The organism is Psychrobacter sp. 1Y10 (assembly GCF_052259005.1).
GTDB lineage: Bacteria > Pseudomonadota > Gammaproteobacteria > Pseudomonadales > Moraxellaceae > Psychrobacter > Psychrobacter saeujeotis.
Window position 1 is genome coordinate 191,709 of record NZ_JBQQES010000005.1, and the last position, 25,948, is coordinate 217,656.

Annotated in this window: 20 protein-coding genes; 12 read left to right on the plus strand and 8 right to left on the minus strand. The window is 43.5% G+C overall.

Annotated elements, in window-relative coordinates; genetic code table 11:
- The first annotated feature begins 29 nt into the window (after nucleotides 1-29).
- The 5 genes from ACTXGH_RS08660 (at nucleotide 30) to ACTXGH_RS08680 (ending at nucleotide 5,451) form a co-directional block, all read left to right on the plus strand.
- Nucleotides 30-572: a hypothetical protein gene (locus ACTXGH_RS08660; protein WP_439261482.1), complete on the plus strand. Its 543-nt coding sequence runs from the start codon at nucleotides 30-32 to the stop codon at nucleotides 570-572.
- Nucleotides 573-874: 302 nt separating this feature from the next.
- Nucleotides 875-2,770, plus strand: coding sequence for a tRNA uridine-5-carboxymethylaminomethyl(34) synthesis enzyme MnmG (mnmG, locus tag ACTXGH_RS08665; protein WP_439296238.1), 1,896 nt, complete (start codon nucleotides 875-877; stop codon nucleotides 2,768-2,770).
- Between the two features lie 199 nt (nucleotides 2,771-2,969).
- A complete protein-coding gene (locus tag ACTXGH_RS08670) occupies nucleotides 2,970-3,179 on the plus strand; it encodes a ChaB family protein (RefSeq protein ID WP_345832169.1) in 210 nt (69 codons plus the stop codon).
- 117 nt (nucleotides 3,180-3,296) lie between these two features.
- Nucleotides 3,297-4,256: an AEC family transporter gene (locus tag ACTXGH_RS08675; protein ID WP_299220361.1), complete on the plus strand. Its 960-nt coding sequence runs from the start codon at nucleotides 3,297-3,299 to the stop codon at nucleotides 4,254-4,256.
- Between the two features lie 166 nt (nucleotides 4,257-4,422).
- Complete coding sequence (locus tag ACTXGH_RS08680) at nucleotides 4,423-5,451, plus strand: ornithine cyclodeaminase family protein (RefSeq protein ID WP_439296237.1); 1,029 nt, start codon at nucleotides 4,423-4,425, stop codon at nucleotides 5,449-5,451.
- A gap of 285 nt (nucleotides 5,452-5,736) precedes the next feature.
- Here ACTXGH_RS08680 and ACTXGH_RS08685 read toward each other — a convergent pair whose 3' ends face one another.
- From ACTXGH_RS08685 to ACTXGH_RS08695, 3 genes are all read right to left on the minus strand, one after another.
- Nucleotides 5,737-6,756 (minus strand): LLM class flavin-dependent oxidoreductase, encoded by a 1,020-nt coding sequence (locus ACTXGH_RS08685; protein ID WP_439296236.1) that lies wholly within the window; start codon nucleotides 6,754-6,756, stop codon nucleotides 5,737-5,739.
- Between the two features lie 326 nt (nucleotides 6,757-7,082).
- Nucleotides 7,083-9,605, minus strand: coding sequence for a membrane-bound PQQ-dependent dehydrogenase, glucose/quinate/shikimate family (locus tag ACTXGH_RS08690; RefSeq protein ID WP_439296235.1), 2,523 nt, complete (start codon nucleotides 9,603-9,605; stop codon nucleotides 7,083-7,085).
- Between the two features lie 193 nt (nucleotides 9,606-9,798).
- A complete protein-coding gene (locus ACTXGH_RS08695; protein ID WP_299220373.1) occupies nucleotides 9,799-10,728 on the minus strand; it encodes a LysR substrate-binding domain-containing protein in 930 nt (309 codons plus the stop codon).
- 586 nt (nucleotides 10,729-11,314) lie between these two features.
- Here ACTXGH_RS08695 and ACTXGH_RS08700 point away from each other — a divergent pair.
- From ACTXGH_RS08700 to ACTXGH_RS08720, 5 genes are all read left to right on the plus strand, one after another.
- Nucleotides 11,315-12,973, plus strand: a complete 1,659-nt coding sequence (locus ACTXGH_RS08700) for an AmpG family muropeptide MFS transporter (protein WP_439296234.1) — start codon at nucleotides 11,315-11,317, stop codon at nucleotides 12,971-12,973.
- Between the two features lie 59 nt (nucleotides 12,974-13,032).
- Nucleotides 13,033-13,926 carry a peptide chain release factor N(5)-glutamine methyltransferase gene (prmC, locus tag ACTXGH_RS08705; protein ID WP_439296233.1) on the plus strand — a complete coding sequence of 298 codons (894 nt, stop codon included), beginning with the start codon at nucleotides 13,033-13,035 and terminating at the stop codon, nucleotides 13,924-13,926.
- Nucleotides 13,927-13,982: 56 nt separating this feature from the next.
- A complete protein-coding gene (locus tag ACTXGH_RS08710) occupies nucleotides 13,983-14,774 on the plus strand; it encodes a HesA/MoeB/ThiF family protein (protein ID WP_439296232.1) in 792 nt (263 codons plus the stop codon).
- Nucleotides 14,775-14,861: 87 nt separating this feature from the next.
- A complete protein-coding gene (locus tag ACTXGH_RS08715; RefSeq protein ID WP_439261473.1) occupies nucleotides 14,862-16,214 on the plus strand; it encodes an ABC1 kinase family protein in 1,353 nt (450 codons plus the stop codon).
- Nucleotides 16,215-16,301: 87 nt separating this feature from the next.
- Nucleotides 16,302-17,588 carry a YbfB/YjiJ family MFS transporter gene (locus tag ACTXGH_RS08720; RefSeq protein WP_439296231.1) on the plus strand — a complete coding sequence of 429 codons (1,287 nt, stop codon included), beginning with the start codon at nucleotides 16,302-16,304 and terminating at the stop codon, nucleotides 17,586-17,588.
- A gap of 15 nt (nucleotides 17,589-17,603) precedes the next feature.
- Here the strand turns inward: ACTXGH_RS08720 and ACTXGH_RS08725 are convergent, their stop codons facing one another.
- Nucleotides 17,604-18,092, minus strand: coding sequence for an Lrp/AsnC family transcriptional regulator (locus ACTXGH_RS08725; protein ID WP_439261471.1), 489 nt, complete (start codon nucleotides 18,090-18,092; stop codon nucleotides 17,604-17,606).
- A 204-nt stretch (nucleotides 18,093-18,296) separates the two neighbouring features.
- Between ACTXGH_RS08725 and leuA the strand changes: the two genes are divergently transcribed.
- A complete protein-coding gene (leuA, locus tag ACTXGH_RS08730) occupies nucleotides 18,297-20,081 on the plus strand; it encodes a 2-isopropylmalate synthase (RefSeq protein ID WP_439261470.1) in 1,785 nt (594 codons plus the stop codon).
- Nucleotides 20,082-20,271: 190 nt separating this feature from the next.
- On the plus strand, nucleotides 20,272-20,901 hold the full coding sequence (locus ACTXGH_RS08735; protein ID WP_439261469.1) for a hypothetical protein: 630 nt from the start codon (nucleotides 20,272-20,274) through the stop codon (nucleotides 20,899-20,901).
- A gap of 88 nt (nucleotides 20,902-20,989) precedes the next feature.
- On the opposite strand, the gene accC is transcribed toward ACTXGH_RS08735, so the two are convergent.
- The 4 genes from accC to ACTXGH_RS08755 form a co-directional block, all read right to left on the minus strand.
- Entirely contained in the window at nucleotides 20,990-22,351 is a 1,362-nt protein-coding gene (gene accC, locus ACTXGH_RS08740; RefSeq protein WP_299220398.1) for an acetyl-CoA carboxylase biotin carboxylase subunit, read from the minus strand.
- Between the two features lie 112 nt (nucleotides 22,352-22,463).
- Nucleotides 22,464-22,895: an acetyl-CoA carboxylase biotin carboxyl carrier protein gene (gene accB / locus ACTXGH_RS08745; RefSeq protein ID WP_299220400.1), complete on the minus strand. Its 432-nt coding sequence runs from the start codon at nucleotides 22,893-22,895 to the stop codon at nucleotides 22,464-22,466.
- Between the two features lie 202 nt (nucleotides 22,896-23,097).
- Nucleotides 23,098-24,465, minus strand: a complete 1,368-nt coding sequence (locus tag ACTXGH_RS08750; RefSeq protein ID WP_439296230.1) for an MATE family efflux transporter — start codon at nucleotides 24,463-24,465, stop codon at nucleotides 23,098-23,100.
- Between the two features lie 335 nt (nucleotides 24,466-24,800).
- Nucleotides 24,801-25,841 carry a hypothetical protein gene (locus ACTXGH_RS08755; protein WP_439296229.1) on the minus strand — a complete coding sequence of 347 codons (1,041 nt, stop codon included), beginning with the start codon at nucleotides 25,839-25,841 and terminating at the stop codon, nucleotides 24,801-24,803.
- Nucleotides 25,842-25,948: the final 107 nt, after the last annotated feature.

Consider the following 25,948-nt stretch of genomic DNA (forward strand, 5'->3'; position numbering starts at 1 on the left):
ACATACAATTTAGATAATAAGAGATACTTATGAATGACCAATCAAAACAAGATGCCTCAGCTAAGCAGCAAGAAGCGACAGAACAAACTGCCATTGAGAAGCGCCGTGAACATCTAAAAGCTGAGTCTCTACGCCTTATTGAGATGGCAGGCAATGAGCCAAACTCTGCACTTAGATGTATTCATCAACTGAGTGTGGCAGGCGGTGCTACAGAAGCGACTTATGTTGCCATTGAGCAGCGAGTGGTAGCTGATCAAGACACAGCGGGCGCTTATCATTTGGCATTGCTGGCGCAAAATACGCCAGATTTACCCATTGATGCGCGCCAGCTTATTGAGCTGGTCGTCAATAAAGGCGACAACGATCAGCGTTTGGCCCTACTCAAAAACTTACCATTACCACCTGTTGATATGATAAAAGAGTATATTTTAGCCAGTAACGATGGTGATGCTATTGGCCAGATGAATGCTTATTTGCAGATCAATCCAGAAGGCTATGGCAGCCATCATATGCTAGCTAGCAATCAAGCAGATCGTATTGTACCGTTAAGTCCTGGCAACAATGCAAACTAAAATGATGAGGGTCACTAATCGTTAACTGGTTGGTAAGTAACTGGCTCTTATAGCCTAAATTTTACAACGATAAGTTAATTTTAATCGTTTTTGACGCAACGTTTTTTAAGTGCGCAAAAATTGTTATAATTAGCAGCTGTTTTTTAGTATCTTTATTTAGATAACTGTTTTTAAAGATACCAGTTTTTAACAATACTCCCATCTGTTCTTAAAATACGATTGACGACCATTCATTGCGCGATAAATAATTGTTGAAATCAGTTATTTATCGTCAAAAACTTTGTCATTCAAGCGAGGCTTACATGCAATACCCAAAACATTACGACGTGATAGTGATCGGTGGCGGTCATGCTGGTACAGAAGCTGCTTTAGCATCTGCACGTATGGGCGCGCAGACCCTGCTGTTGACGCATAATATTGAGACGTTGGGTCAAATGAGCTGTAATCCAGCGATTGGCGGTATCGGGAAGTCGCATTTGGTGCGTGAGATTGACGCGCTCGGCGGTGCTATGGCACTAGCGACAGACAAGGCAGGTATCCAGTTTCGCGTGTTAAATAGCCGCAAAGGCGCTGCCGTGCGCGCCACCCGTGCCCAAGCGGATCGTATTTTGTATAAAGCTGCCGTACGCGCGACGCTTGAAAATCAGCCCAATCTTGATTTATTTCAACAAGGTGCTGATGATATTTTGGTAGAAAACGGCCGTGCGACTGCGGTTGTCACCTCTACTGGTATTGTTTTTAAGACTGAAACCGTCGTTTTGACCTCGGGAACGTTTTTAGGCGGGGTTATTCATATAGGTCTTGAGAACTCTAAAGGCGGACGTGCAGGGGATCAGCCTTCTATTAAGTTGGCAGATCGTTTGCGTGAGCTAAAGCTGCCAGTAGGGCGCCTAAAGACAGGTACACCTGCACGTATTGATGCGCGTAGCGTAGACTTTAGTGTAATGACGGTGCAGCCAGGTGATACGCCACTACCAGTGATGAGCTATATGGGTGATGTCTCTATGCACCCTGAGCAAGTTAATTGTTATATTACGCATACTAATGCACGCACCCATGACATCATCCGTGAAAACCTCGAGCGCTCACCGATGTTCTCTGGCAAAATTGAAGGTGTAGGCCCGCGCTATTGTCCATCCATTGAAGATAAGATTCACCGCTTTGCTGACAAAGACAGTCATCAGATTTTTATTGAGCCCGAAGGTTTGACCACGCATGAGTTGTATCCAAATGGTATCTCAACCAGCTTGCCATTTGATGTGCAGCTTGAATTTATTCATAGTATGAAAGGGCTTGAGAATGCCCATATTACCCGTCCCGGTTATGCGATTGAGTATGATTATTTTGATCCACAAAATCTAAAACCAACCCTTGAGACCAAATCTATTGATCGCTTATATTTTGCAGGTCAAATCAATGGTACGACGGGTTATGAAGAAGCTGGCGTGCAAGGTTTGCTTGCAGGCACCAATGCGGCATTAGTTACTACTAATAATAGCGAGTTTGAGACATGGACACCGCGCCGTGATGAGGCCTACCTTGGCGTGCTAGTCGATGACTTGATTACGCACGGTACTACCGAGCCGTATCGCATGTTTACTAGCCGTGCTGAGTATCGTTTGCTACTGCGTGAAGACAATGCGGATCAGCGTCTGACGGAGACTGGTCGTAAACTTGGCTTGGTTGATGATGAGCGCTGGCAAGCGTATCAAGAAAAGATGGAAGCCATTGCGACAGAATCCTCACGCTTAAAGGATATGTGGGCAACCCCTGCTAATGCTTTGGGACAAAAAGTTACTGAGCAAACAGGCGAGGTACTTAGCAAAGAGGCGACCGCTTTTGACTTGATGAAACGTCCACAAATCCACTTTGCTGATATCGCTGCTATTACTGATTCACAAGTCGATGCGCAAGTAGGTGAGCAGATTGAGATTTCTGTCAAATACGCAGGCTACATTGATCGTCAGTCTGATGAGATTGAACAAATGAAGCGCTTAGAGAATACTAAATTGCCTGAGGATTTTGACTATAGTATTGTGTCAGGGTTATCAAATGAGATCGTGCAAAAGCTTACACAAGTGCGTCCTTCGACCTTAGCTCAAGCTGGGCGCGTAAGCGGTGTGACTCCTGCTGCCGTTCAACTGTTGGCGATGACTGTCAAAAAGCAGAAAAAAGCAAAAGCGGCATTAGGTTCTTAATAATAGTACATGACTGATAATAGTGCGTTAACACTTAGATAGCGCATCAACATTTGCAGTCTGTAGAAAAACCCACAATAATCTTTTATTGTGGGTTTTTTTCTGTTTATATGTTTAACAATTTAAAAACAGCTTGGTACTGTTATACTTTGGTTTAGTAAGAAATAATACTAGTCAAATATAAATAAGGAGTAACGTTATGCCTTATGATAATTTATCAGACTTACCAGATGCGGTAAAAGACAATTTACCCAAACATGCACAAGAAATTTTTCGTGCAGCCTTCAATAGTGCAAGTGAGCAGTACGATGATGAGTCTCGCTGGTTTGCGACGGCATGGGCAGCCGTCGAAAATGTCTACGAAAAAAATGCTGATGGTAAGTGGGTAAAAAAACCAGATCATAAATAAAGATGTAGTACACTCTATAATATTTTACTCCACTATTATTTAATCTGACCTATAATAAGTATGTGCTCATGCCTTCAATGACATCGCTTTGAGCACATGACTAATCTGAGCTTATCTATGATCGAAGCTATTGTTTTTGCGATTACTATTGTACTGCCCAACCTTGCCTTAATGTGGTTGGGTTTTTTTATGCAAAGACGCGGCGAGGCGAGTCAGGCTTTTATTGATCAATCCTCAAACTTTGTCTTTAATTACTGTTTGCCCTGTTTGCTATTTTTTAGCGTGGTCGATAGTGAGGTTGATTATGGCAAACAAATCACGCTGATAGTCGCGGGTATTTTGGTGACCTTTATCTTGTTTATTGGTGCAGAGGTTTATGCCAAGCGTTTTGTGAGTCGTCCAGCGGATCAAGGGGTGTTTGTACAAGGTATATTTCGTAGTAATATGGCGATTATCGGGTTGGCGACAGTTGCCAACGCCTACGGAGAGCGCGGTTTAAGTATTGGTGCGGTCTATATGGGCGTGGTGACGATATTGTTTAATATTTTAGCTGTCATCACCCTTAGCCGTGTGTCCAAAAGCGTCGATGATACATGGATCAGCCGCAGCACCATGATTGTCAAAAAACTATTTACCAATCCATTAATCATCGCTTTATTGGCCGCTTTTGCTTATAAGGCTCTTATGCTGCCGCCACTTACTGGCGTTATCCATACGACTGGCGATTTATTAGCAGCGGTGGCATTGCCATTGGCCTTAATTTGCGCTGGGGCCAGTATTGATTTAAAGTCGATGCTGCATCCTTCAGGATTATCCATGCAAGCCAGTATCGGTCGTATTGTTATTGCACCAATAGTCGCTATCGCGGTAGGATTAGGCTTTGGACTGACGGGTGTACATATGGGTGTGTTGTTTTTGATGGCTGCATCACCGACCGCCGCTGCCAGTTATGTAATGGCAAAGGCAATGGGAGGCAATGATGTGCTCGCCGCCAATATTCTTGCTTTTACCACGGTAGTAGGAATGCTTGGGATGGCGATTGGCGCGGCGATGTTACGGGCGTTAGGATTGATATAGCAGTCATGTTTTATGACAAGATAGAGAAAATACGTTCACTCAAGCAAGTAACTAAGTATTCAAGCAAGTAATTAAGTAACTGAGTAACTAAGTATCCAATAAATGAAAGTAGCAACAACGCCATAATAAATACGATTATAAATTTAACCAGCAAGGAGTGCTCATAGTGCAATTATTAAATCAAGCGGTAGTGACCGAACATCTCAATATGCAAGCAGCTATTGATGCCATCGAAGAGCTATTACATCAGCAAGCGGCGCATCCTAATTGGGTAAAGGCGCCTGAACGTTTAGTCATTGAGACTTTTGGCGAAGATAAAGAGCATAGCTCAGGCTCGCACTTATCAATGCCAGCAACTATCTATGATGGTGAAAAAGAGTATACCGCCGTAAAGCTTGTCACCATTTGCCCTGATAATCCTAGCCGTGATATGCCAACGACCACTGCCATTATTACTGTATCAAATAATGATACTGGTGAGATATTGGCCATTATGGATGGCATTTATATCACTCAAGTGCGCACCGCTGCATTATCAGGTATCGCTACTAAGTATATGACAAAGCCTGATTGTCAAAGTGTCGCTGTCGTCGGTTGTGGCGGTATGGCTTATGAACAACTAAATGCTGTGTTGACAGTACGCCCTGACATTAAAACAGTATATCTATGGAACAGAAACCATGAGGGTGCAGCGCAATTTAAAACCCGTTTTGCCCGTGATTATGCTCAATGGGATGTTGAAATCAGCGTCTGCGAAGAGGTAGGTGATGCGATCCGTGATGCTGATATTATTAATGTTGCCACCCGTGCGACGGAAGGTTTATTTAGTATTGATCAAATTAAAACAGATGCACATATCAATGCAGTAGGGGCTTATCAAGCGACAATGAAAGAGATCGGTAACGATGTCGTTGCAAATAGTAGCATGGTCGTCGTTGATGATTTGGCCGGTAGCCGTCACGAAGCAGGTGATTTGATTCAAGCACATGATAATTCTGATTGTACCTGGACATGGGATGATCTCAGTGGTGATCTACAAGCGTTGGTAACTGGAGCGCTAAAAAAAGAGGTGACTAAGTCTGCTGGGGTAACACTATTTAAGTCTGTGGGTGCAGCCAGTTTTGATGCAGCAGTTGCTTTATATGTTGCAAAGCAAGCAGAACAAAATAGTCTCGGATCGTCAATTGATTGGTAATACTGTGTTTGTTTTATAGTGGAACGACTATATGACAGCCATTAAAAAAGCCGTTTTCTCGTATAAGAGAAAACGGCTTTTTTGGTATAAAATTGGGCTACATCAATTTAAGTTGTCTCTATCTCGCTTGTCTTTACGATGCTGCTTTCTTTTTGCACTTGTATGATACGTCAGATAACCTCCAACGGCCATTACTGCAAGAAATGCAACGATATATAGAAATATTGATGAACCAATAAAAGCAGATGATTCCATGACCGTTATCTCATTAAAGTTCATCTTTGATTATGCAAGCGTCTCCTCTTGTTGTAAAGTAAACAAGTTTAGCTCAGGTGTAAGTTCAAGTGAACGCAGGCGTGTGGCCTGATCATAAACGTTTGCTGTCACGATTAATTCATCTGGCTGATACGTGGCTAAAAACGCAGTAAGTTTTGGCTTGACCGTCTCAACAGAGCCAATAAAGGATACCGATAAAGCGTTGTCTACCATCATTTTCTCGCTTGAGCTCCAGATGCTGTCCATATCGTGAGTGGGTTTTGGCATTTGGCCTGTTTCCCCGCGGCGCAAGCGTACAAAGCTTTGCTGTGCTGAGGTGAAGTGATAATGCGCGGTGGCGTCATCATCAGCGAGTAACAGGTTCGCCGCTATCATGACGTAAGGTTTGTCAAGATAGGCGGACGGCTTGAATTGCTCGCGATAGGTCGTGATGGCCTGCTCAAGCATCGCGGGGGCAAAGTGAGAGGCAAACACATAAGGCAAGCCCAGATGCGCCGCTAGGGTAGCCCCAAATAGTGATGAACCTAAGATCCAAATAGGCACGTTTGATTGGGCACCAGGAAACGCCTGTACAGGGCTGTTATCTGTACCATTACCCAAAAAATACATCAGCTCCTGCACATCTTGCGGAAAGCGCTCAGCATCTTTCATTTGCCGGCGTAGTGCCTGGAAGGTCGCACCATCCGTACCAGGAGCACGCCCCAAGCCCAAATCAATACGGTCACCATACAGTGCTTGTAATGTCCCGAACTGCTCAGCGATGACCAAGGGGGCGTGGTTTGGCAGCATGACACCGCCAGCACCGATACGAATACGCTTGGTTTGACTGCCGATATGTGACAGCAGCACAGAGGTGGCCGCGCTTGCGATACCCGGCATATTGTGGTGCTCTGCCATCCAGTAACGATTGAGGCCGACTTCTTCTGCGCGCTGAGCGGTCTCAACCGTCTGTGCAATGCCTTTAGCGATGGTGCTACCTTCAGGGACGGGCGCTAGGTCTAAAAAAGATAAAGGGATTTGTGTGCTCATAAATTATCCAGTCGTTTGTCAGTTATTTGCTATTGATATGCTTATAGTTGGGGCTGGTTTCAAGTGCCCCCAGTCACTGTTAATAAATCCTAACAAAGACGGTTAATGCTGTTTTTAAGCTCGCTTAACCGTTATCCAGACACGGTGATGATCACGGTGATAATGGTCGTTAGGTCTTATAACTAAGTCAGAAGTAGGGAGATAATGGCTTATTTTGGCATTATGTGAGGGCACTAAAAAAGCAGGCAACCTAAGTCACCTGCTTCTTCATAGGCTCATTATAAAAAGACAATAAATCGAATTATCAGTGTCCTAATGAGCAGATATTACTTATCTTGGCCACCAAGCTTATAGGCTAAGACATAGTCTCCAATGGTTGTACCCACTGAACCATGACCACCAGCGACCAAAAGTACCATCTGCTCGCCTTTAGAGTTTAAGTAAGTCATGGGTGTCGCTTGACCCCCTGCTGGAATACGAACATTCCACAGCACGTCGCCATTTTTTAGATCATACGCTCGAAAGTTGTTTTCTGTCGCGGCTGACAAAAACGCTACGCCGCCTTTAGTGATGATAGGTCCACCAATACCAGGCACGCCCAATTCCAACTTTATAGGAATAGGAGATAGGTCTTGTACCGTACCGTTTTTACGTTGATACGCGATATCACCTGTGGCCAAATCCGCACCAGCGACCGTGCCCCAAGGTGGCTGCTGGCAGGGTACACCTAGCGGTGATAAAAAGGGCCCCATTTCTACTGCATAATCTGCCCCTTTGTTTTCATTGACCCCTTGCTCGCCTTTATTGGTCTCTGCATCACCCAACGTGTCTCTAGGGATAAGCTTAGATGTAAATGCCAAATATGTGGGCATACCGAACATCACGCCATTTTCAGGATCGACTGCAATACCGCCCCAATTGAAGGTACCAAAGTTACCAGGATAGATCAGACTACCCTTGGTTGATGGTGGGGTATAACGGCCATCGTAATTAAGCTTGTTGAACTCAATACGGCACATCATTTGATCCACGAGGCTTGCACCCCACATGTCTTTTTCAGTGAGTGGTTCAGGCTCAAAGCTCAAGCCAGAATAAGGCTGAGTCGGTGCAGCGTGCTCGCCTGCCACAAGATAGCCTTGCGGTGCAGGGCGCTCTTTGATCGGTACAATAGGCTCGCCCGTCGCTCGGTTTAGCACATACACATCACCTTGTTTGGTTGGCACCACCAACGCAGGCTGTACGCCATCAGCGGTATCTAGATCAAGTAAGGTTGGCTGCGCAGGGGTATCCATATCCCAAAGATCATGATGGACAAATTGCTGAACCCAGCGTGCTTTACCCGTCTCGATATCTAGTGCGACCACAGACGTTGCGTATTTTTCTTCAGCAGCGTTGCGATAGCTACCAAGCTGGTCAGGCGTACGATTGCCCATTGGAAAATACGCCAATCCAAGCTCTTCATCAGCGCTAGCAATCGCCCATGAATTGGGCGAGCTGGTTTTGTAAGTTTGGGATGGGTCGTTGACATCAAAAGGCGCGGTGTTTTCAGGGTCACCTGAATCCCAGTTCCAAAGAAGCTCACCGGTATTGACGTCATAAGCACGTATCACACCAGAAGGCGAATTTACATCATAGTTGTCGTTGACCGCGCCCGCTACGATGATGGTATCACCCGCGACTACTGGTGGCGACGTCGAATAATAATACCCTGCTTGATTAAACGGCATGTTATGCATCAAATCTAGCGCGCCATCATCACCAAAGTCTTGGCAGCGCTGCCCAGTATTTGGGTCAAGGGCGTATAACTTTGCATCAGAGGTGGGGATAAATATCTTGGCATCGCACTGCTTGGAGGCGTTTTTAAAGGTGTTGCCAGCAATTTTTTGCACTTGCACAGTGCTGGTTGTCTCGTCACTAGCAAGGGCAGGCGCCGGATCAGAGCCCGCTTGACCCGCGTAATAGGACACGCCGCGACATGTCTGGTGCTGACGTTGTAGGTTTTTTCCTACTTTTGGATCAAACGTCCACAGCGTTTCACCAGAGTCAGCATCTAATGCCATGACCCAGTTGTGAGGCGTACATAGGTATAGTGCATTGCCAATTTTTAGGGGCGTTGCTTGATAAGTGGTCTCACCAACATCGTTAGGACCTTTAACGTCACCCGTTTGGATTTGCCATGCCAGCTCAAGGTCTTTGACGTTGCTGGTATTGATTTTATCTAAAGGTGAATAGCGTTGGCCGTAGTCGGTACGACCATAAGCGCTCCACTCGCCATCTGGTGTGTGTTCACCGTTTGATAACGGGTCACCAAGATTGGCTGACGTCTCATCTGAGCTGTCATTTTGCTTGCTTTTATCTGTAGCAGATAAATCAAGCTCGCCCAGTTTATCAGTAGCGTTATTTGCCAGACTACCAAAAGAGAGCAGGGCACCTACGCCCACGCTTGCAAGCAGACCCCAATAGTACACAGGGCTTTTTTTTGTGGAGTCTGTGGTTAGTGTGCTGTTTGTGGCGTTTGGCGTGACTTCAGGTTTGGGTCCTCGCATTTTGCTTGAGACCCATGGTAGGAGCATCAACAAACCAAATATGAGTGGAAAGCCAACGCGCGGGGCCAGCGCCCACCAATCAAAGCCAGACTCCCAAAGTGCCCATACCATGGTCGCTACTATAAAGATGGCGTAGAGCCCGTAAGCACTCCAATGTTTTTTGAACAATAAAAAAGCGGTCGTTAGTATGATAACGCCAGCGAAGAGATAGTAAGGACTACCGCCTAAAGATAGCAGATAAGCGCCGCCAATCAGTAAAGGGGTGGCAAAAAGTGCCATAATGAGCGCTACGAATTTTTCCATGAGCGGTATCACCTGATTATAGAAGAACAAATGGACATGCAATGATCGATACCCAGACATTATTAAATATCTAGGTATCCAGCAATGCATGCAGAGATAAAATGAATCAAACGTTGAGTAACGTTTTAGCCCTCATTTTATCATCCATAAGCAAATCTAGTAAGTTTGAGATACTTTATTTAACAACTGCTCATTAATTGGCAAACTGCTGTTGGCACAGTTCCATAAAGGCGCGACCATATTGGCGAATCTCAGCGTCATCGCGTACCGCCATCCAACTGGTAAAGCGGCCAAAATGATCGACAGGAATGGCCGTTAGGTTTTGATAGTGACTGGGCTCAAACGCCATCTCAGCGATGATGCCGATTCCTAAACCCAGACCGACATAGGTGCTTATCACATCAGCATCAAGCGCTGCCAGCACAATATCCGGCTCAAGGCCTGCCTCGCTAAAGGTTTTGTCAATGGCACCGCGTCCGGTAAAACCACCGTGATAGGTGACAACCGGATAGCTGGCGAGAGTAGGTAGGTCAATGGATTCTTGTCCAGCCAATTCATGGTCGCTTGGTACGATGACGCGATGTGTCCAGTCATAATAACGAAAGCAGCGTAGATAGTCGTTATGGAGTAACGATTCGGTGGCAATGCCGATATCAGCTTGCCCGCGAATTACCATCTGTGCGATGGTCTCAGGGTCAGCCTGTTGCAAAATTAGATTAACTTTGGGGAAGCGCTCTTTGAACTCTTTAACCACGTGCGGCAAAACATATCGCGCTTGTGTGTGCGTGGTAGCGATCGTCAATGTGCCAATATTGGGATTATTAAAATCGAGACTGAGGTTCTCAATCGTACGAATTTCAGCAAAGATAGACTCAATATGCGGCATAAGCGCTGTACCCATGGTCGTAAGACCCGTTAAGCGCTTGCCTTGTCGGACGAACACTTCGGTTTTGAGTTGGTTTTCAAGCGCTGCTATATGCTTTGATAAGCTTGATTGACTGGTATGTAATACTGTCGCTGCTTGACTTAGGTTGTAGCCATTGATTACCGTATGCCATACCGTCTCTAGCTGTTTGAGCTGGATTTGTAGATGCCGCTGATTGACCACTACGTCGATTGCCATTAGTTAATCCTATTGTATAAATACACAAACGCTGTCTGTATATAAAAATAAAAGTGTACAGATATGCAGTAGGTAACCAGTGTAAATCAAATCTATTATTCTTGTATATAAGAAATAGCTATCAGTTTATGATAATTAGGAATATAAAAAACTGCTAAGTCTGAAAGGTACGGCAGATATAGTCACTCTTAGTTTTTAGTAGCTTTCGTCTTATTTTTATTACCACACTTGAATGTGATAAAGATGATTCTAGGCAGTAAATACGTGAGTAATAAGTGTGTAAACGATACTATATAGACAACACATGTGTGTTAATAATTCTGTGAGCTGATAATACATAAGTTTACTGCAATAAGGTATTCAGGGTTATTAAGCTAAGTTATCAAACTTTAATGCAGAAATTTCGATAGAATGTCTAGTCAATATAAACGTTCTGAAGTACCATAATTCAATTTTGCTATAAGTATGGCTTTCTTTGTACAAATTTAATCAGCTTTTATCAATTTTTGATGCAAATAATTGATACTAACGACTGATAAGAATTGTACGTGGTTGTGTTTTTTGTTTTAATTTTTGGTGAATAGTTATGTCTGCTGTCCAACCTGTGCCTCCAAACCCCCCAGTTGCCAAAAAGTCATGGGGAGAGGCGGCAAAAGCCTATCTCGATCGACGCGCCATTATCATGTTGTTTTTGGGGTTTGTCGCTGGCATTCCCATCTTGCTTATTTTTTCAAGCCTGTCACTGTGGCTGCGTGAGGCTGGTATTGATCGCAGTGTGGTAACGATGTTTAGTTGGGCGGCGCTTGGGTATTCGTTCAAGTTTATTTGGGCGCCATTGGTTGATGCCGTGCCACTTCCTATATTGACTAGACTATTGGGCCGTCGTCGTAGCTGGATATTGATTGCTCAATTGATGATTATTGTGGCGATTTGTCTGATGGCAAGTGTCAATCCAACCAATGAAGGTAGCCTTATTTATATGGCAGTTGGGGCGGTTTTACTTGGTTTTTCTTCCGCTACTCAAGATATTGTCATCGATGCTTATCGCATTGAGCTTGCTCCCCCAAGTCTACAGTCGGTATTGTCTGCCATGTATACTGCAGGCTACCGTTTGGGTATGATTGTCGCTGGGGCAGGCGCGCTATATTTGGCGGATTATTTTGGTTCAACTGAAGCGTTTTATAGTTATGAAGCGTGGCGCAATACTTACTGGGTTATGGCAGGGGTCATGGGAATTGGGGTCGCGACCACTTTGATTATTCATGAGCCAGTCAGCAATCAGGTACGCGTTGAACGTAAAACATCAGACTATTCACGTCTAGTCTTGGTATTTGCGTTATCAGTCATAGGTTTTGTGTTCATATTCGCAAATTTAGGATCATTATTACCTGCGACAGAAAGTGCGCTTTTAGGGTTTTTGTATGAATTGGTGCGTATGGCATTGAGTCTGACAGTAGCTTTGGCTATCGGTTATGGGTTGGTAAAAGCGAACCTTGTAGAAGCAGAAGTTGCCAAGACAACATGGGTTGAGCCTATCGCTGATTTCTTTCGTCGTTATGGCAAAAAAGCATTGTTGCTTCTAGCACTTATTGGTTTATATCGTATTTCAGATATTGTGGCTGGGGTAATATCCAATGTTTTTTATCAAGATATGGGCTTTACCAAGACTGATATTGCCAATGCAGTAAAATTAGTCGGTGTCATTATGGTGATCGCTGGAGGGTTCTTAGGTGGGTTATTGGCGCAAAAGCTGCGTATGATGCAAGCCATGATGGTTGGGGCAATATTGGCTTGTGCGACTAACTTGCTGTTTGTATTGCTGACATATCATCCTGGTAGTTTGCCGTATATGTACCTGGCCGTCATTTTTGATAACCTTGCTGCAGGTCTTGCAAGTGCGGTATTTATTGCCTTTTTATCTGCTCTGACTTCTATTCGTTTTACCGCAGTACAATATGCGATATTCTCATCGCTTATGACGTTGCTACCCAAAGTATTGGGTGGTTATTCAGGTACTATTGTCGATAATACCAGTTATCCGTTCTTTTTCATTTTTACCTTTGCGATCGGTATACCCATTTTGGCACTGATTTATCTTGTCGATAAACATATTATTATCGGTGACAATGATGATATTTATAGTGACAACGATGATAATAGTAGCGGCGGTAATACTGCGACTGGTTTAACTAAGACCAACCCAAACCTAACCGATACTAAAGAGCCGCCACGCGCTACAGACTAGCGACAACGATTAGCTGTGTTTTGTCCTAAATTGTTAGACAGTATTTTTATGAGTAATCTATGACAGCGTTCACCATTTATCAAATAAAGCAGCAAATTCAGCAACTAACAAATGGTGATACAGGAGGGACGCTGCCATCATTCTGGCTAACGGATTGGTTGCTATATATCATCGATAAGCCAAGCTCATTTTTAATCACTGATGAGAACTACGAGCTATCTGATAGTGAGCTTGAGAGATATAATAATGGCATTGCCAAAATGCAGACTGGCACACCGCTCGCGTATTTAACGGGACAGCAAGAATTTTGGTCGCTTAATTTTACTGTCAATGAGCACACTTTAATCCCTCGACCTGATACTGAAGTGTTGGTTGAACAAGTATTAAAGTGGATACAGTCTCAGCCAAAGAGCTTAGATAATATTAATAAGCCAAAGCGGCTGTTAGACTTAGGAACAGGCTCAGGCTGTATCGCTATCAGTTTGGCGCATGAGTTAAAATATCAATTAAAAGATGATAGTTGGCAAACGGTAGCGGTTGATTTATCAGCAGAGGCATTGAAAGTTGCTAGACACAATGCCGCTGTTAATGATGTTACTGATATCGAGTTTGTACAAAGCAGCTGGTATGACGAGCTGTCTACTCAAGACGAGCACTTATTCGATGTGATTGTCTCCAACCCTCCTTATATTGACGAGTCTGACGAGCATTTAACACGCTTAATAGCTGAACCGATTAGTGCGTTAAGTGCACCTAATCATGGACTTGCCGATATAGAGCGTATTGTGCAGCGAGCGCCGCTATATTTACGTACAGGTGGGCTGTTAGCGCTTGAGCATGGTTTTGATCAGGGCGCAACTGTCCGGCAAATATTTGCAGGTAATGGCTTTACCACTGTACAAACGGTGCAGGACTTTGGTGGTAATGATCGGGTGACGCTCGGAGAGATTTAGTCGTTGGTTTATTCTTATCGACTATTGTTTATAGTAATAATTTGTTGGTGACAAATATGGTGCAGTCGTTAGAATCAAAACAGTTATCAGATGATGAGCTGATGCGTTATGCACGGCAGGTGTTGCTTGACGGTTGGGATGTCGATGCGCAGCTACGCTTGAAATCGTCTCGTGTGGTAATGATAGGCGCGGGCGGTTTAGGTTGTCCAGCTTCTGAGACTTTGGTACGTGCAGGACTTGGGCAAATTCATCTGATTGATGATGATGAGATTGAGGCAAGTAACTTACAGCGGCAAACGCTATTTTTACCTGAAGATATCGGTCGGCCTAAAGCGTTGACCGCTGCCGAAATGCTTGAAAAGATTAATCCCTTGATATCTGCTCGCGGTACGGTTGCACGCTTGAATGAAGACAATGCTTATGATTTGCTTGATATGACAGCAGGTAAGCCCAGTCTTTTACTAGATTGTACCGACAACTTTGCCACACGTGACATCATTAATCGCATTAGTGTGCGCTTTCAGATACCATTATTGACTGCATCAGCAATTGGCATGCAAGGTCAATTGGCATTGTTTGAGCCGCAGTTAAATACTGGTTGTTACTACTGCGTCTTTGGCTCAGTCACGCATAATGCAGAAATTGATGAACGTACCTGTGCCAATTCTGGAGTGCTTGCCAGTACCACGGCTATTATGGGTAACCTGCAAGCCAATGCTGCTTTACAGTATCTAGGATTAACCAAAAATCCACTGATTAATAAGCTGCTTTTGTGGGATGGTAGCCGGATGCAGCAGCGACTGATGGGCTATCGGCAAGACAAACATTGTCCTGTGTGCGCTGCTTAGTTATTTTACTATTTATTTAGTGTCACATATTAAATGACACAATATATTTTATTATCCAATTTTGTTTCTTAATTATAGTTGTCTTCTATGAAAATTCATCGTCCTCATTTACTCAAGCATTCGTTCAATGTGGTCAATCGTATGCGTCAGACGGTCAGTGTCGCGGGCTTATCTGCCTTTAGAGTTGCAAAAGGCGAGAAGCCTGATGCAAGACTATTAAAAGATACTTTTGAGCAGCTTGGCACGACTTATATCAAAATTGGTCAGTTTATAGCCAGTACACCTTCGTTGTTTCCGCGTGAATATGTAGAAGCCTTTCAAGACTGTTTGGATCAAACAACGCCATTATCTTATACCTACATCGAGCAGGTACTGACAGCTGAGCTGGCAGTCGATGGGCAAACACTGGCGGATAAGTTTGCGTTCATTAACGAAAAACCATTAGCATCCGCCTCTATCGCTCAAGTACATGCCGCGCGTTTGCATAATGGCGACGAAGTGGTATTAAAGGTACAAAAGCCTGAAGTCGAAACCATTATGCAAACGGATTTGGGCGTGTTGCACGGCGTGACTAAAATTGTTGAGCTGCTTATGCCATCAATGAGGTTTGCCAGTATTGCACCGATTATCGATGAGATTCGTCTGCGCATGTTGGCTGAAACTGACTTTATTAGCGAGGCACAAAATATTCGCGATTTTCAGCAGTTTTTGAGCGTATCGGGGAACACAAAAGTAGTAGCGCCAGAGGTCTATGATGATTTGACGACCAAACGCGTCCTGACTATGAGCCAATTACACGGCGTTTCTATGATTGATGAGACGGCTATGCGTCAGTATTGTGACGATCCAGCGCAAGTGATGGCAGATACGTTAAATACGTGGTTTGCAAGCCTTATGTTTTGTAATAGTTTCCACGCTGACTTGCATGCTGGCAACTTGATGCTGTTAACCGATGGTCGAATTGGGTTTTTGGATTTTGGCATTGTGGGTAAGTTAAAGGCTGAAAGCTGGCGTGCTTGTATGGGGATGATGCAGGCATTGCAAGATAATAACTATCAAGCGATGGCGCAGCATATGATCGATATGGAGATGACCCATGGCCGCAGTAATGTCGATGCCCAGAGCTTAGCAAATGATCTAGAGCGCATGATGAAAACCATCATGGCAGAAGACATTACGTTTACAAGTGGGGTGCCTTTTAATAGTAAAGAGCAGGCCGATGAGCTTAACCAGATGATGCTCGAAATTGTCGAAGTCGGCAAACGTCATGGTATTCATTTCCCCCGTGATTTTGCTTTATTGACTAAGCAGTTGTTGTATTTTGATCGGTTCATGCGTACGCTTGCCCCTGATATGGATATGTTTAGCGACCAACGAGTACAGATACTGGGGCAGACTGATACTAGCCAGCATTCAGCGCCTGCACTTAATATGTCATAGTTTTAAGCTTCATCGCTGCTTTTAAGCGCTATCTATAGGTTTTTAACACAAAGGATTGTGTGCTGATAACCACAAATTGGCTGCGTCATGATGACTACCTCCAAAAGCCGTATTGTCCCTATTATTACTCATGAAACCACTATCGCTTGGATTGGACTTTACTGTCTGGCGGTAGTGATGGGTTATGGGCGCTTTTTATTTACAGCGACCTTACCTGATATTATGGTTCAAATGTCGCTGTCGACCGCTACTGCTGGATGGCTCGCCTCAATTAACTATATTGGCTATTTTATTGGCGCGCTCATTGCCATATTTGTGACACAGCGACACACGTGGCAAATGCTGATGCTATGGACGATGGTTAGTGTTATTACGACGATGATGCTTGTCGTACCAAAAATGTCATTAAGTCTATGGTACTTTATCCGTTTACTAGCAGGTGTCGCAAGCGGAGTGGCGATGATTTTAAGCTCGTCATTAGTGATTCAAAGCTTCAGCGATGAGCGTCGCTCTATACTTTCTACGCTGCACTATGCTGGGATAGGAGTGGGTATTAGCCTGTCAGCCGTATTGACTTGGTGGTTGTTATTGCTCGGCTATCATTTTGATATTATTTGGCTGGTAGCGGGCGTGAGTAGTTTGCCGTTACTCTGGCTACTTTACGGTCTACGTCCGACAAATAGCGATGCTGCCGTATCTAGCGAGTCAACGATAGCAGATGCGCCGACCAGTCTTACTCATCGATCTATACGCCAAACCTATATTAATTTTAAACGCTCATTATATAACGCTGTTATCGGTCATACCAAAGCCATAGTGTTGTTATCAGCAAGCTATGTATTAGCAGGATTTGGTTATATTACTTCAGCGACTTTTTTACCAGTTATGGCAGCACAGCGGCTTACTATCCAGAGCTATGCTGGGCTACTTATCTGGTTGCTGGTTGGTATTTTTGCGATGCTGTCGAATCCTCTGTGGGGTGCGCTTGCGAAGCGTATTGGTGAGACCAAAACCTTAATGGGTTTAACTCTATTACAAGCGCTAGGGATGCTTTTACCTTTGTGGTTTAAAGGAGCGTTTGGCTTATATGCGAATGCCGTTATTTTAGGACTAACCTTTGTCGGTATGGTGTCAATGACCTTAAATATCATCAAAAATATCAATCCCGCTTACTCTAATTTGCTTATAGGATTGGCAACTTTAGCCTATGCGCTTGGGCAGTTTATCGGACCATTGGTAACGGTTGCTTTGGCTGGACAAAGCGATAATTTTAATGCAGGTCTATTGGTTGCAGCTATCGGTTTACTCGTTGGACTGGCTTTAATAGTGCTATTTTATCGGCTGCATAACAACCCACTCAAGCGAGTATTGTAAAGATGCCATAATGCCTTAAACGATGCTGCGGCTAAAGACCTCTCGTAACTCAAAGCTAGTATGGACTTGTGCAACGCCCTCGATACGATTTAGCCGATGTAATAAAAACTCTTCATAATGTGCCATATCGCGTACCCGTACTTTGATCAAGTAGTCCTCAGAGCGGCCTGTCACGATGCTACAACTGATCACTTCGTCGAAGCTTTGCACCTTTTTTTCAAACTGCTCAAAACGCTCAGCTGTGTGGCGATCCATACTAATGGCGATAAATATAGCAAGTGGGTAGCCAAGCTTTTCTGCATCTGTTTGAGTATGATAACCTGTGATAATACCTGTATCTTCTAGGCGCTTAACCCGGCGTGCGCAAGGAGTCGCTGACAAATTGACGTTTTCAGCCAACTCGGTAATACTCATACGGGCATCTGTCTGTAATAGACGTAAAATACGCTTATCAGTATCATCAAGAGAGTGTGTGGTTTGAGAGGCTGGTTGGCTATCAGTCATATCTTTTGTTCATCGTTAGTGATTTGTGCCGATAATATATATGATATTAGTGATAAACACTACTTACATGTGACAATTTATTTAATAAAGCTGTTTTTCACTTTAAAAACTTTGCTATTATAATGTTGTAACCACCATCTCTTGTGATAAAGCGATTTAGTTAGATACGTATTTAGCTCATTATATCGTCTAAAAGGATTCATTATGTCTAACCAAGACCCACGCAATGCGACCACACATACGGCAAAGATTACCCCTAAAAATGCCGCTTTTGATTTTCGTAAATATCGTCCATTTGCGTTTGCACCTTCACTACCGGATCGCACATGGCCAAGTAAAACTATTGAGGCATCGCCAATATGGGCGAGTGTCGATCTACGTGACGGTAATCAAGCTCTCATTGATCCAATGACTATCGAACAAAAAATGCGCTTTTTTAAAACTTTGGTGGATGTGGGTTTTAAAGACATTGAGATTGGGTTTCCATCGGCGGCGCAAGTTGAGTTTGATTTTGCTCGCAAACTTATCGAAGAAAACCATGTACCAGATGATGTGACCTTGCAAGTATTGGTGCAAGCACGTGAGCATCTGATTGCTCGAACCTTTGAATCTTTAAAGGGGGCCAAACGAGCCATTGTTCATGTTTACAACTCAACTTGCCGCGTACAGCGTGAAAAGGTTTATGGCAAAGATAAGTCTGAAATTAAAGAAATTGCAATCACTGGTGCCAAGCTATTGCAGCAGTATGCTGCCAAATATCCAGAGACAGAATGGGTATTCCAGTACTCACCTGAGAGCTTTAGCCAAACTGAAACTGAATACGCTGTGGAAGTCTGCAACGCCGTCTGCGACGTATGGCAACCGCAACAAGGACAAGAGGTTATTCTTAACTTACCAGCAACCGTTGAAGCCTCAATGCCTAATATTTTTGCCGATCAGGTTGAATATTTCTGCCGCAATCTTGCCCAGCGTGAGCATGTGATTATTAGTCTTCATACTCATAATGATAGAGGTTGTGCAGTTGCCGCGGCTGAGCTTGGTGTGCTTGCTGGTGCCGATCGTATCGAGGGTACGTTGCTTGGGAACGGAGAGCGTACTGGTAATATGGATATCATGGTGATGGCGATGAACTTATTCAGCCAAGGTATCGATCCTGAGCTTGATTTTAGTAATATGAGTGAAATCGTGCAAGTGGTGAGCGAGTGTAACAATCTACCGCTGCATCCACGTCATCCATATGTGGGCGAGCTCGTCTTTACTGCCTTTAGCGGCTCACACCAAGACGCCATCAAAAAGTCTCTTGATTATAATGAAAAGCATCAGGATGAGACTGACACTGTGTGGGACGTGGCTTATTTGCCGATCGATCCGGCGCATATCGGTCGTAGCTACCAAGACGTGGTTCGTATCAATAGTCAATCTGGAAAAGGCGGCGTTGCTTACATCTTGCAGCGCAACTATGGGTTTAATTTGCCACGCTGGATGCAAATTGACTTTAGCGGTGTGGTGCAAAAGCAGGCTGAGACAGCGGCACGCGAGCTACAAAATGATGAGATATTACAGACCTTTGAAGACACATATTTGCAAAAAGGCAATTTAGAGCTATTAGATTATAGTGTTAATAATAAGGGCGGAGCCGTTTATTTTAATGGTCAAGTACAAATGAATGACGATACTATTACGATTGACGGTACGGGTAATGGCCCATTATCATCATTTATTGATGGACTTGCACAGCACACTGGTAAATCCATCCATGTTATTAATTACGCTGAGCATGCTATCAATCCGCAGCACAATAGTGGTGATGGTATCGACGACGGCAACAACAGCGATAATAAGACCAATGCCAATGCGGCCGCTTATATTCAGCTTAACGTCGATGGCGAGGTTTATTCTGGTATTGGTACTTGTAGCAGTACGGTATCGGCGATGCTAAAAGGGGCACTCTCTGCATTTGCTCAAGCGCCAAGTACGGTAGCCGCTTAGTTTTAGTCACAGTTAAGCAGCATAAAACTAAAAACCGCCATATCTTTTATAGAGTATGGCGGTTTTTTTTATAGAATATAAGCTCTGCTAAATGCACATCTGTTCATCTATAGCATAAAGTTACTTGTGTGTTCGACAGCGAGGACTTACACTAAGACAGACAATCTATATTATAAGTATAAGGTTAATTATGGAACCAATCTCGTTTGCGTCATTTACGTTAGCTGCTGTTCTAGCTTCACTACCTGGTAATAGCGAACCTGTTAGTCAGTCAGTGATTACAACGCATATTAGTCCTGCTATTGCTGGGCAATGGGAAATAGATTTGGATAGTGGCATCACTATGACCAAAGAGGCTATAGCGAAGCAAATGGTAACAGGTAGTGCTCATGATATAGAGACCAATGAACCTGAGATAACTGTTAAAGCAGATGGTGTGTTGAATCAAAGCGAACGCCGTGTTTTTAAAGTCATACCCAATATAGCGCCTAGTACAATAACTGATGATAATATAAAGACGAAAAGTGCTACGCAGTGCCGAGAGTTATACAATTTTGGTGCAGATAACGAGATGTGGGCAGTAAGCGGCAAAGAATGGACTTATGGACGTTATTTGGTCACGCACCGTGAAGAAGGTTTGCCTATTATCGCCATCAAAACTATTTATGATAACAATGAAGTAGACTGTTCAGGCAATCAGATTGACCAGACTGACGAGGCGCTGATTGCTTATTTAAATCATGATGGCAATGAGATGCAGTGGTGTGCTGATCCTGAAGGCAAACAGTGCTTTATGAATTTTCATAGAGTCCTACCATAAGCAATAGGCTTTAGTGTCTTAATCATAACAATCAAAAAACCGCTCCTTTATAAGAGAGCGGTTTTTATTTAAAGCATCAATATTCTCATTATTTTGCAGTTTTAGTCTTTTGTGATTTAAGCATTTCTTCTTCAAGATAATGGATATTCTGAGCTTCATTAACGAAGTTTTCATCTGCCAAAATGACATCACGATGCATAGGAATGTTGGTTTTTATACCTTCGATAATAAGCTCATCAAGCGCATGTACTGTTTTTGCAATAGCTTGCTGGCGAGTCTGGCCATGACAAATGAGCTTACCAATCAATGAGTCATAATAGCTAGGGATCTCATAGCCGGGATATAAATGCGAATCAAAACGTACGCCAGCTCCACTAGGTGCGTATAGCTGTGTAATTTTGCCAGGCGAGGGCATAAAAGTTACTGGGTCTTCAGCATTAATACGACATTCAATTGCATGACCTTGAATTTCAATCTCATCTTGACGATAAGATAAGCCGTAACCTGCAGCGATTTTGAGTTGTTCAACCACCACGTCGATACCAGTGATCATTTCAGTCACAGGGTGCTCAACCTGTACCCGCGTATTCATCTCAATAAAGAAAAATTCGTTATTTTCAAACAAAAACTCAAACGTACCAGCGCCGCGATATTCAACCAGCTCACATGCTTTAACACAAGCTTGTAGTATTGGTTCACGGACATCATCCGGAATATCAGGAGCAGGTGCTTCTTCTAACACCTTTTGGTGACGACGTTGTAGTGAGCAGTCACGATCATAAAGATGAATGGCATTACCATTACCATCGCCCAGTACTTGGATCTCAACGTGGCGCGGGTTTTGTAAGTAACGCTCCATATAGACAGTATCATCGCCAAACCACAGCTCAGCTTCTTGTCTCGCCGCTTGTACTTGACCAACCAGCTCATCAAAGCGTTCAACGACACGCATACCACGACCACCACCACCAGAAGCGGCTTTAATGATCAACGGGAAGCCAATATTACGAGCTTGTTCTTCCGCATTGTGCATCGTTACAGCGCCGACTGAGCCAGGAACAGTTGGTACGCCAGCTTTTTTCATGGCATTAATGGCAGATACCTTATTACCCATAAGTCGAATATGATCAGCATTGGGGCCTACAAAAGTTAAACCAGCTTCTTCGATACGTTCAGCGAATTCAGCGTTTTCGGCCAAAAAACCATAACCAGGATGAATGGCATCAGCACCAGAGATCTCAGCAGCTGTTAAAATAGTACTGATATTCAAATAACTTTCACTGGCATTTGGTTTACCGATACAGATAGCTTCATCAACGAAGCGTAGATGCATGAGGTTTTCATCAGCAGTGGAGTAAATACCGACAGTCTCTATACCAAGTGCTTTACACGCACGTACGATACGTAGAGCAATCTCACCTCGGTTGGCGATGAGCAGTTTTTTTATCATAGGGTCATCCTCGTCAAAGCGGCGTTGATCAATCCAATCGTTACACATCACTCATATAATATGAGTATGAACGAGGTATTGAACGTAACAAAGTAAGGTGTAGCGAGTACAATTAGGCTTTATAACGTATAACAGGCTGGCCAAACTGTACAACCTCAGAGTTGTCCACTAAGATTTCGTCAATGACACCACTTTGAGTTGCTTCAAGTGGATTCATGATTTTCATCGCTTCAATAATACCAAGTGTGTCGCCAGCCTGTACGGTTTGACCAACTTTTACAAACGGTGGGTCATTAGGACTAGGAGCAGCATAGAACACACCAACCATCGGTGAGGTTTCAACGCTTCCAGCTTTGACAGATGCTTTGGCTTCAGTAGCAGCTATAGGTGCTGCACCCATAGCAGGCGCTGCCATCATGGTTGGAGCTGGTGCATCATAGTGACGAGTTAAACTGATATGCTCATCATCTGAACTCACTTCTAAATTGACCAGTTCATTTTCTTCCATGAGAGCGATTAGTGTGCGTATTTTTTCAATATCCATAGTTTTAATGACGCCTTTTTTTTAAATTGAAGAAAGAAATAGTGTAACAAAATATTGTTTGATTGACTGCTAATGATACCTATATTCAACGCAATGAGCAATCAATGTACAGTTGTTAACTGGAATTTTTTACATATTTTTGACGCTAAGGCGAATAATAGTAACATGCGTCCCATATTTGTTGAGTTTTTCTTAACATTGATTAAGTCCATATGGCCGTCAGGCGCCTTTGTTGGTAACGTAATCGTAAAGTCAAAAGGATTGAGGATAAAAACAAACCAGTAATGAGCGCCATCCAAAACCCCTGTGCACCAATGCCTGTAAAACGTACTAGATAGACACCAAGCGGCAAGGCGACCATCCAATAACAAAAAAGCGTCACCCACATCGGTATGGTGGTATCCTGCATCCCGCGTAATATCCCAGCAACATTGACCTGCCAGCCATCAAAGAGCTGATAAGCCAGCGCGAAGATTAACAGATGCATAGCCTGTGCTCGTAACTCAGGATTGTCGGTAAATGCTGCGGCAAGCTGTGGTCTAAATATCCAAATACCCAGCATGCAGACAAGGGCAATGAGCACTGTCCAAATAAGCCCAGTTGCTTGTACGTGTCGTAAGGCGAGCAGATTCTTTTCGCCAAAACGATTAGATACCATGATAGTCAGCGCCATCGCGACTGATATCGGAATCATAAACAACTGAGAAGTAACTGCTAGGGCGACTTGATGTGACGCCGTTGCGATCTCACCTAATGGGCTAATGACCAATGCGCCTAAGCTAAATAAGCTGGCTTCAAAAAAAATAGACAAACCAATGGGAATGCCAAGTTGAAGGAGCTTGGTTATTTGCTCTCGGTTAGGAGCAGTAAAGCTGTAGAAAAAACGAGTACTGGCAAATTGTTGACGCTTAGAGAGGGTGGTATAAGCGCCCAAAATCAATACGTTAATCCATAGCACTAGTGCTGTTGCCACACCGCAACCAGCACCGCCCATCTCGGGCATGCCAAATAATCCGTGGATAAAAATATAGTTGAGCGGTATATCTGCTAATAGACCAATAATACTAACGACTGTGACTGGCTCAGGTCGACTCAGTGCTTCACAATAACTACGTAATACCGCGTAAATGGCGAGTGCAGGGAAACCAAAAGAAACACCATGTAGGTACTGTGCAGCGATAGGCTGAATGTTCTCTGGCACACCCATTAAGCCAAGCACATTTGGCATCAAATTGACAATAATAAAACCGCAAATACCTATCACGCTGGCGGTCCATATAGACTGCTGAGTGATGTGTGGAACTTGGCTGTGTTTGTTTTGCCCTATTGCTTCCCCAATTAGGGGCGTGGTAGCGATTAAAATACCTGTTGCCAATAAAAACAGCGGTAGCCAAATACCAGAGCCAACAGCCACGGCAGCCAAGTCAAGTGCTGAGACACGTCCCGCCATAATGGAGTCAACAACTCCTAACGCTGCTTGGCAAAATTGGGTAATTAAAATAGGTAGCGCAAGCACGCCTAAACGTAAGCTGTAGCTTTTAAAGTCTGTAAAGGATAATGGCAAAACCATAGTTAGCAACTTTTCATTATTCACGTTGGTTATTGATGTTTAAACACTGCCATCAGCAAATCGTTGGTAAGGCAGTAACATAGAATCTGTGCTGACGATAATACTCCGATAAATAATATGAGCAAGTCCATATAGCCAAAGTTTGAAAATAAAAATGACGTCAATAAAACAAAAGCAACCCGCCAATTCAAATGATGAACTGACAGGTATCCTTGTATTAAATGGCTAAGAAGCCAGACTGTAATTTTAATGCTTAAAAAACGTTTAAAACTTTTTCAGAGTCGTCTGGAGTTAATCGTCATATGTATACTTATAAAAGCTCATATATTCAAAGATCATAATGATTCAGGCAAATCTTGTACGATTGCTTGATAGCCAATCAGTTTATTATTCGCATCAAATGCCTGCACGACAATAGCGTAGTTCGTCGAGACATTTGGAATAACAGGCGTGAATTGTGTTTCGCTATTAGCCAATACAGCATTCTGTACATAACCGTTGGCGCCAGACTCAGCTTTATTGACATCGATTTGGCTGACTAATACTTGTTTTGTGTTAATTGGATTCTTCCAAGTGACGGTTTTTTGGTTACCATTACCAGTGATGTCGAGCATCATGGCACCTAGTGTATAATCGAGTGCATAAGTGGTAAAGTTAGAACGATCACTCAGAGTATAGGTAACCTTACAATTGTCTTTGGCAGCTGAAAGGGTGGTGCCACCTAGACTGTCTTGATATTCAAAACTGCCTCTCCATGGTAAGCCTACTTGGTTTTCCTCAAAGCTACCTGCAAAGGTGGTCATCAAGTTTGGCGTTTCAAGATCTAGATCATTGATATATTTGATGTCTAAAAATTCTGCTGTATCAAGGCTACCTGTTACCTTGCCTGTAATATAATTATTTACTTTAAAGCCCGTATTGACATCGAGTGTGCGGTTTTCTTGACAAATCTGCTGTTGGTAACTGATACGCCCATCAACACTACCAGCGCCGTCATTACTTATATCAAAATATATCGCTCCGATATCAATGTCGCTATTATCACCATCATCAAGCTCGGTGAAGTGACCGACATAGAGACCACCGCGTCCACCCTCCGGCGTCAATTTGTCTAAGAAATTATCTAATGACTCTTCTGGTAAAAATACAGACTCCAAAATCTCAGCCATGCTTTTTTCGTTATCAGTCAGCTTATCTTCGACTTCTTTATACTTATCTTTGACTTTATCTTCTACACGATCATACTCGTCTTTCACTTGGTCTTCGATGCGATCGTATTCTTTTTTAACTTTATCACCATCGCTGCCGCAAGCGCTTAGTGTCAGTCCTAATACACTGACTGTTAATACAGATAGTACGATTTTGGGTGCGCTCATAAATGAGTCCTAGAATATGGAAATAGTGTAATAGTGTAGATAAAAATCAAGGCGTCAATATAGCAAACTTTGGTAAGGTAGTGCTACAAAAACCTTTGACCCATTAC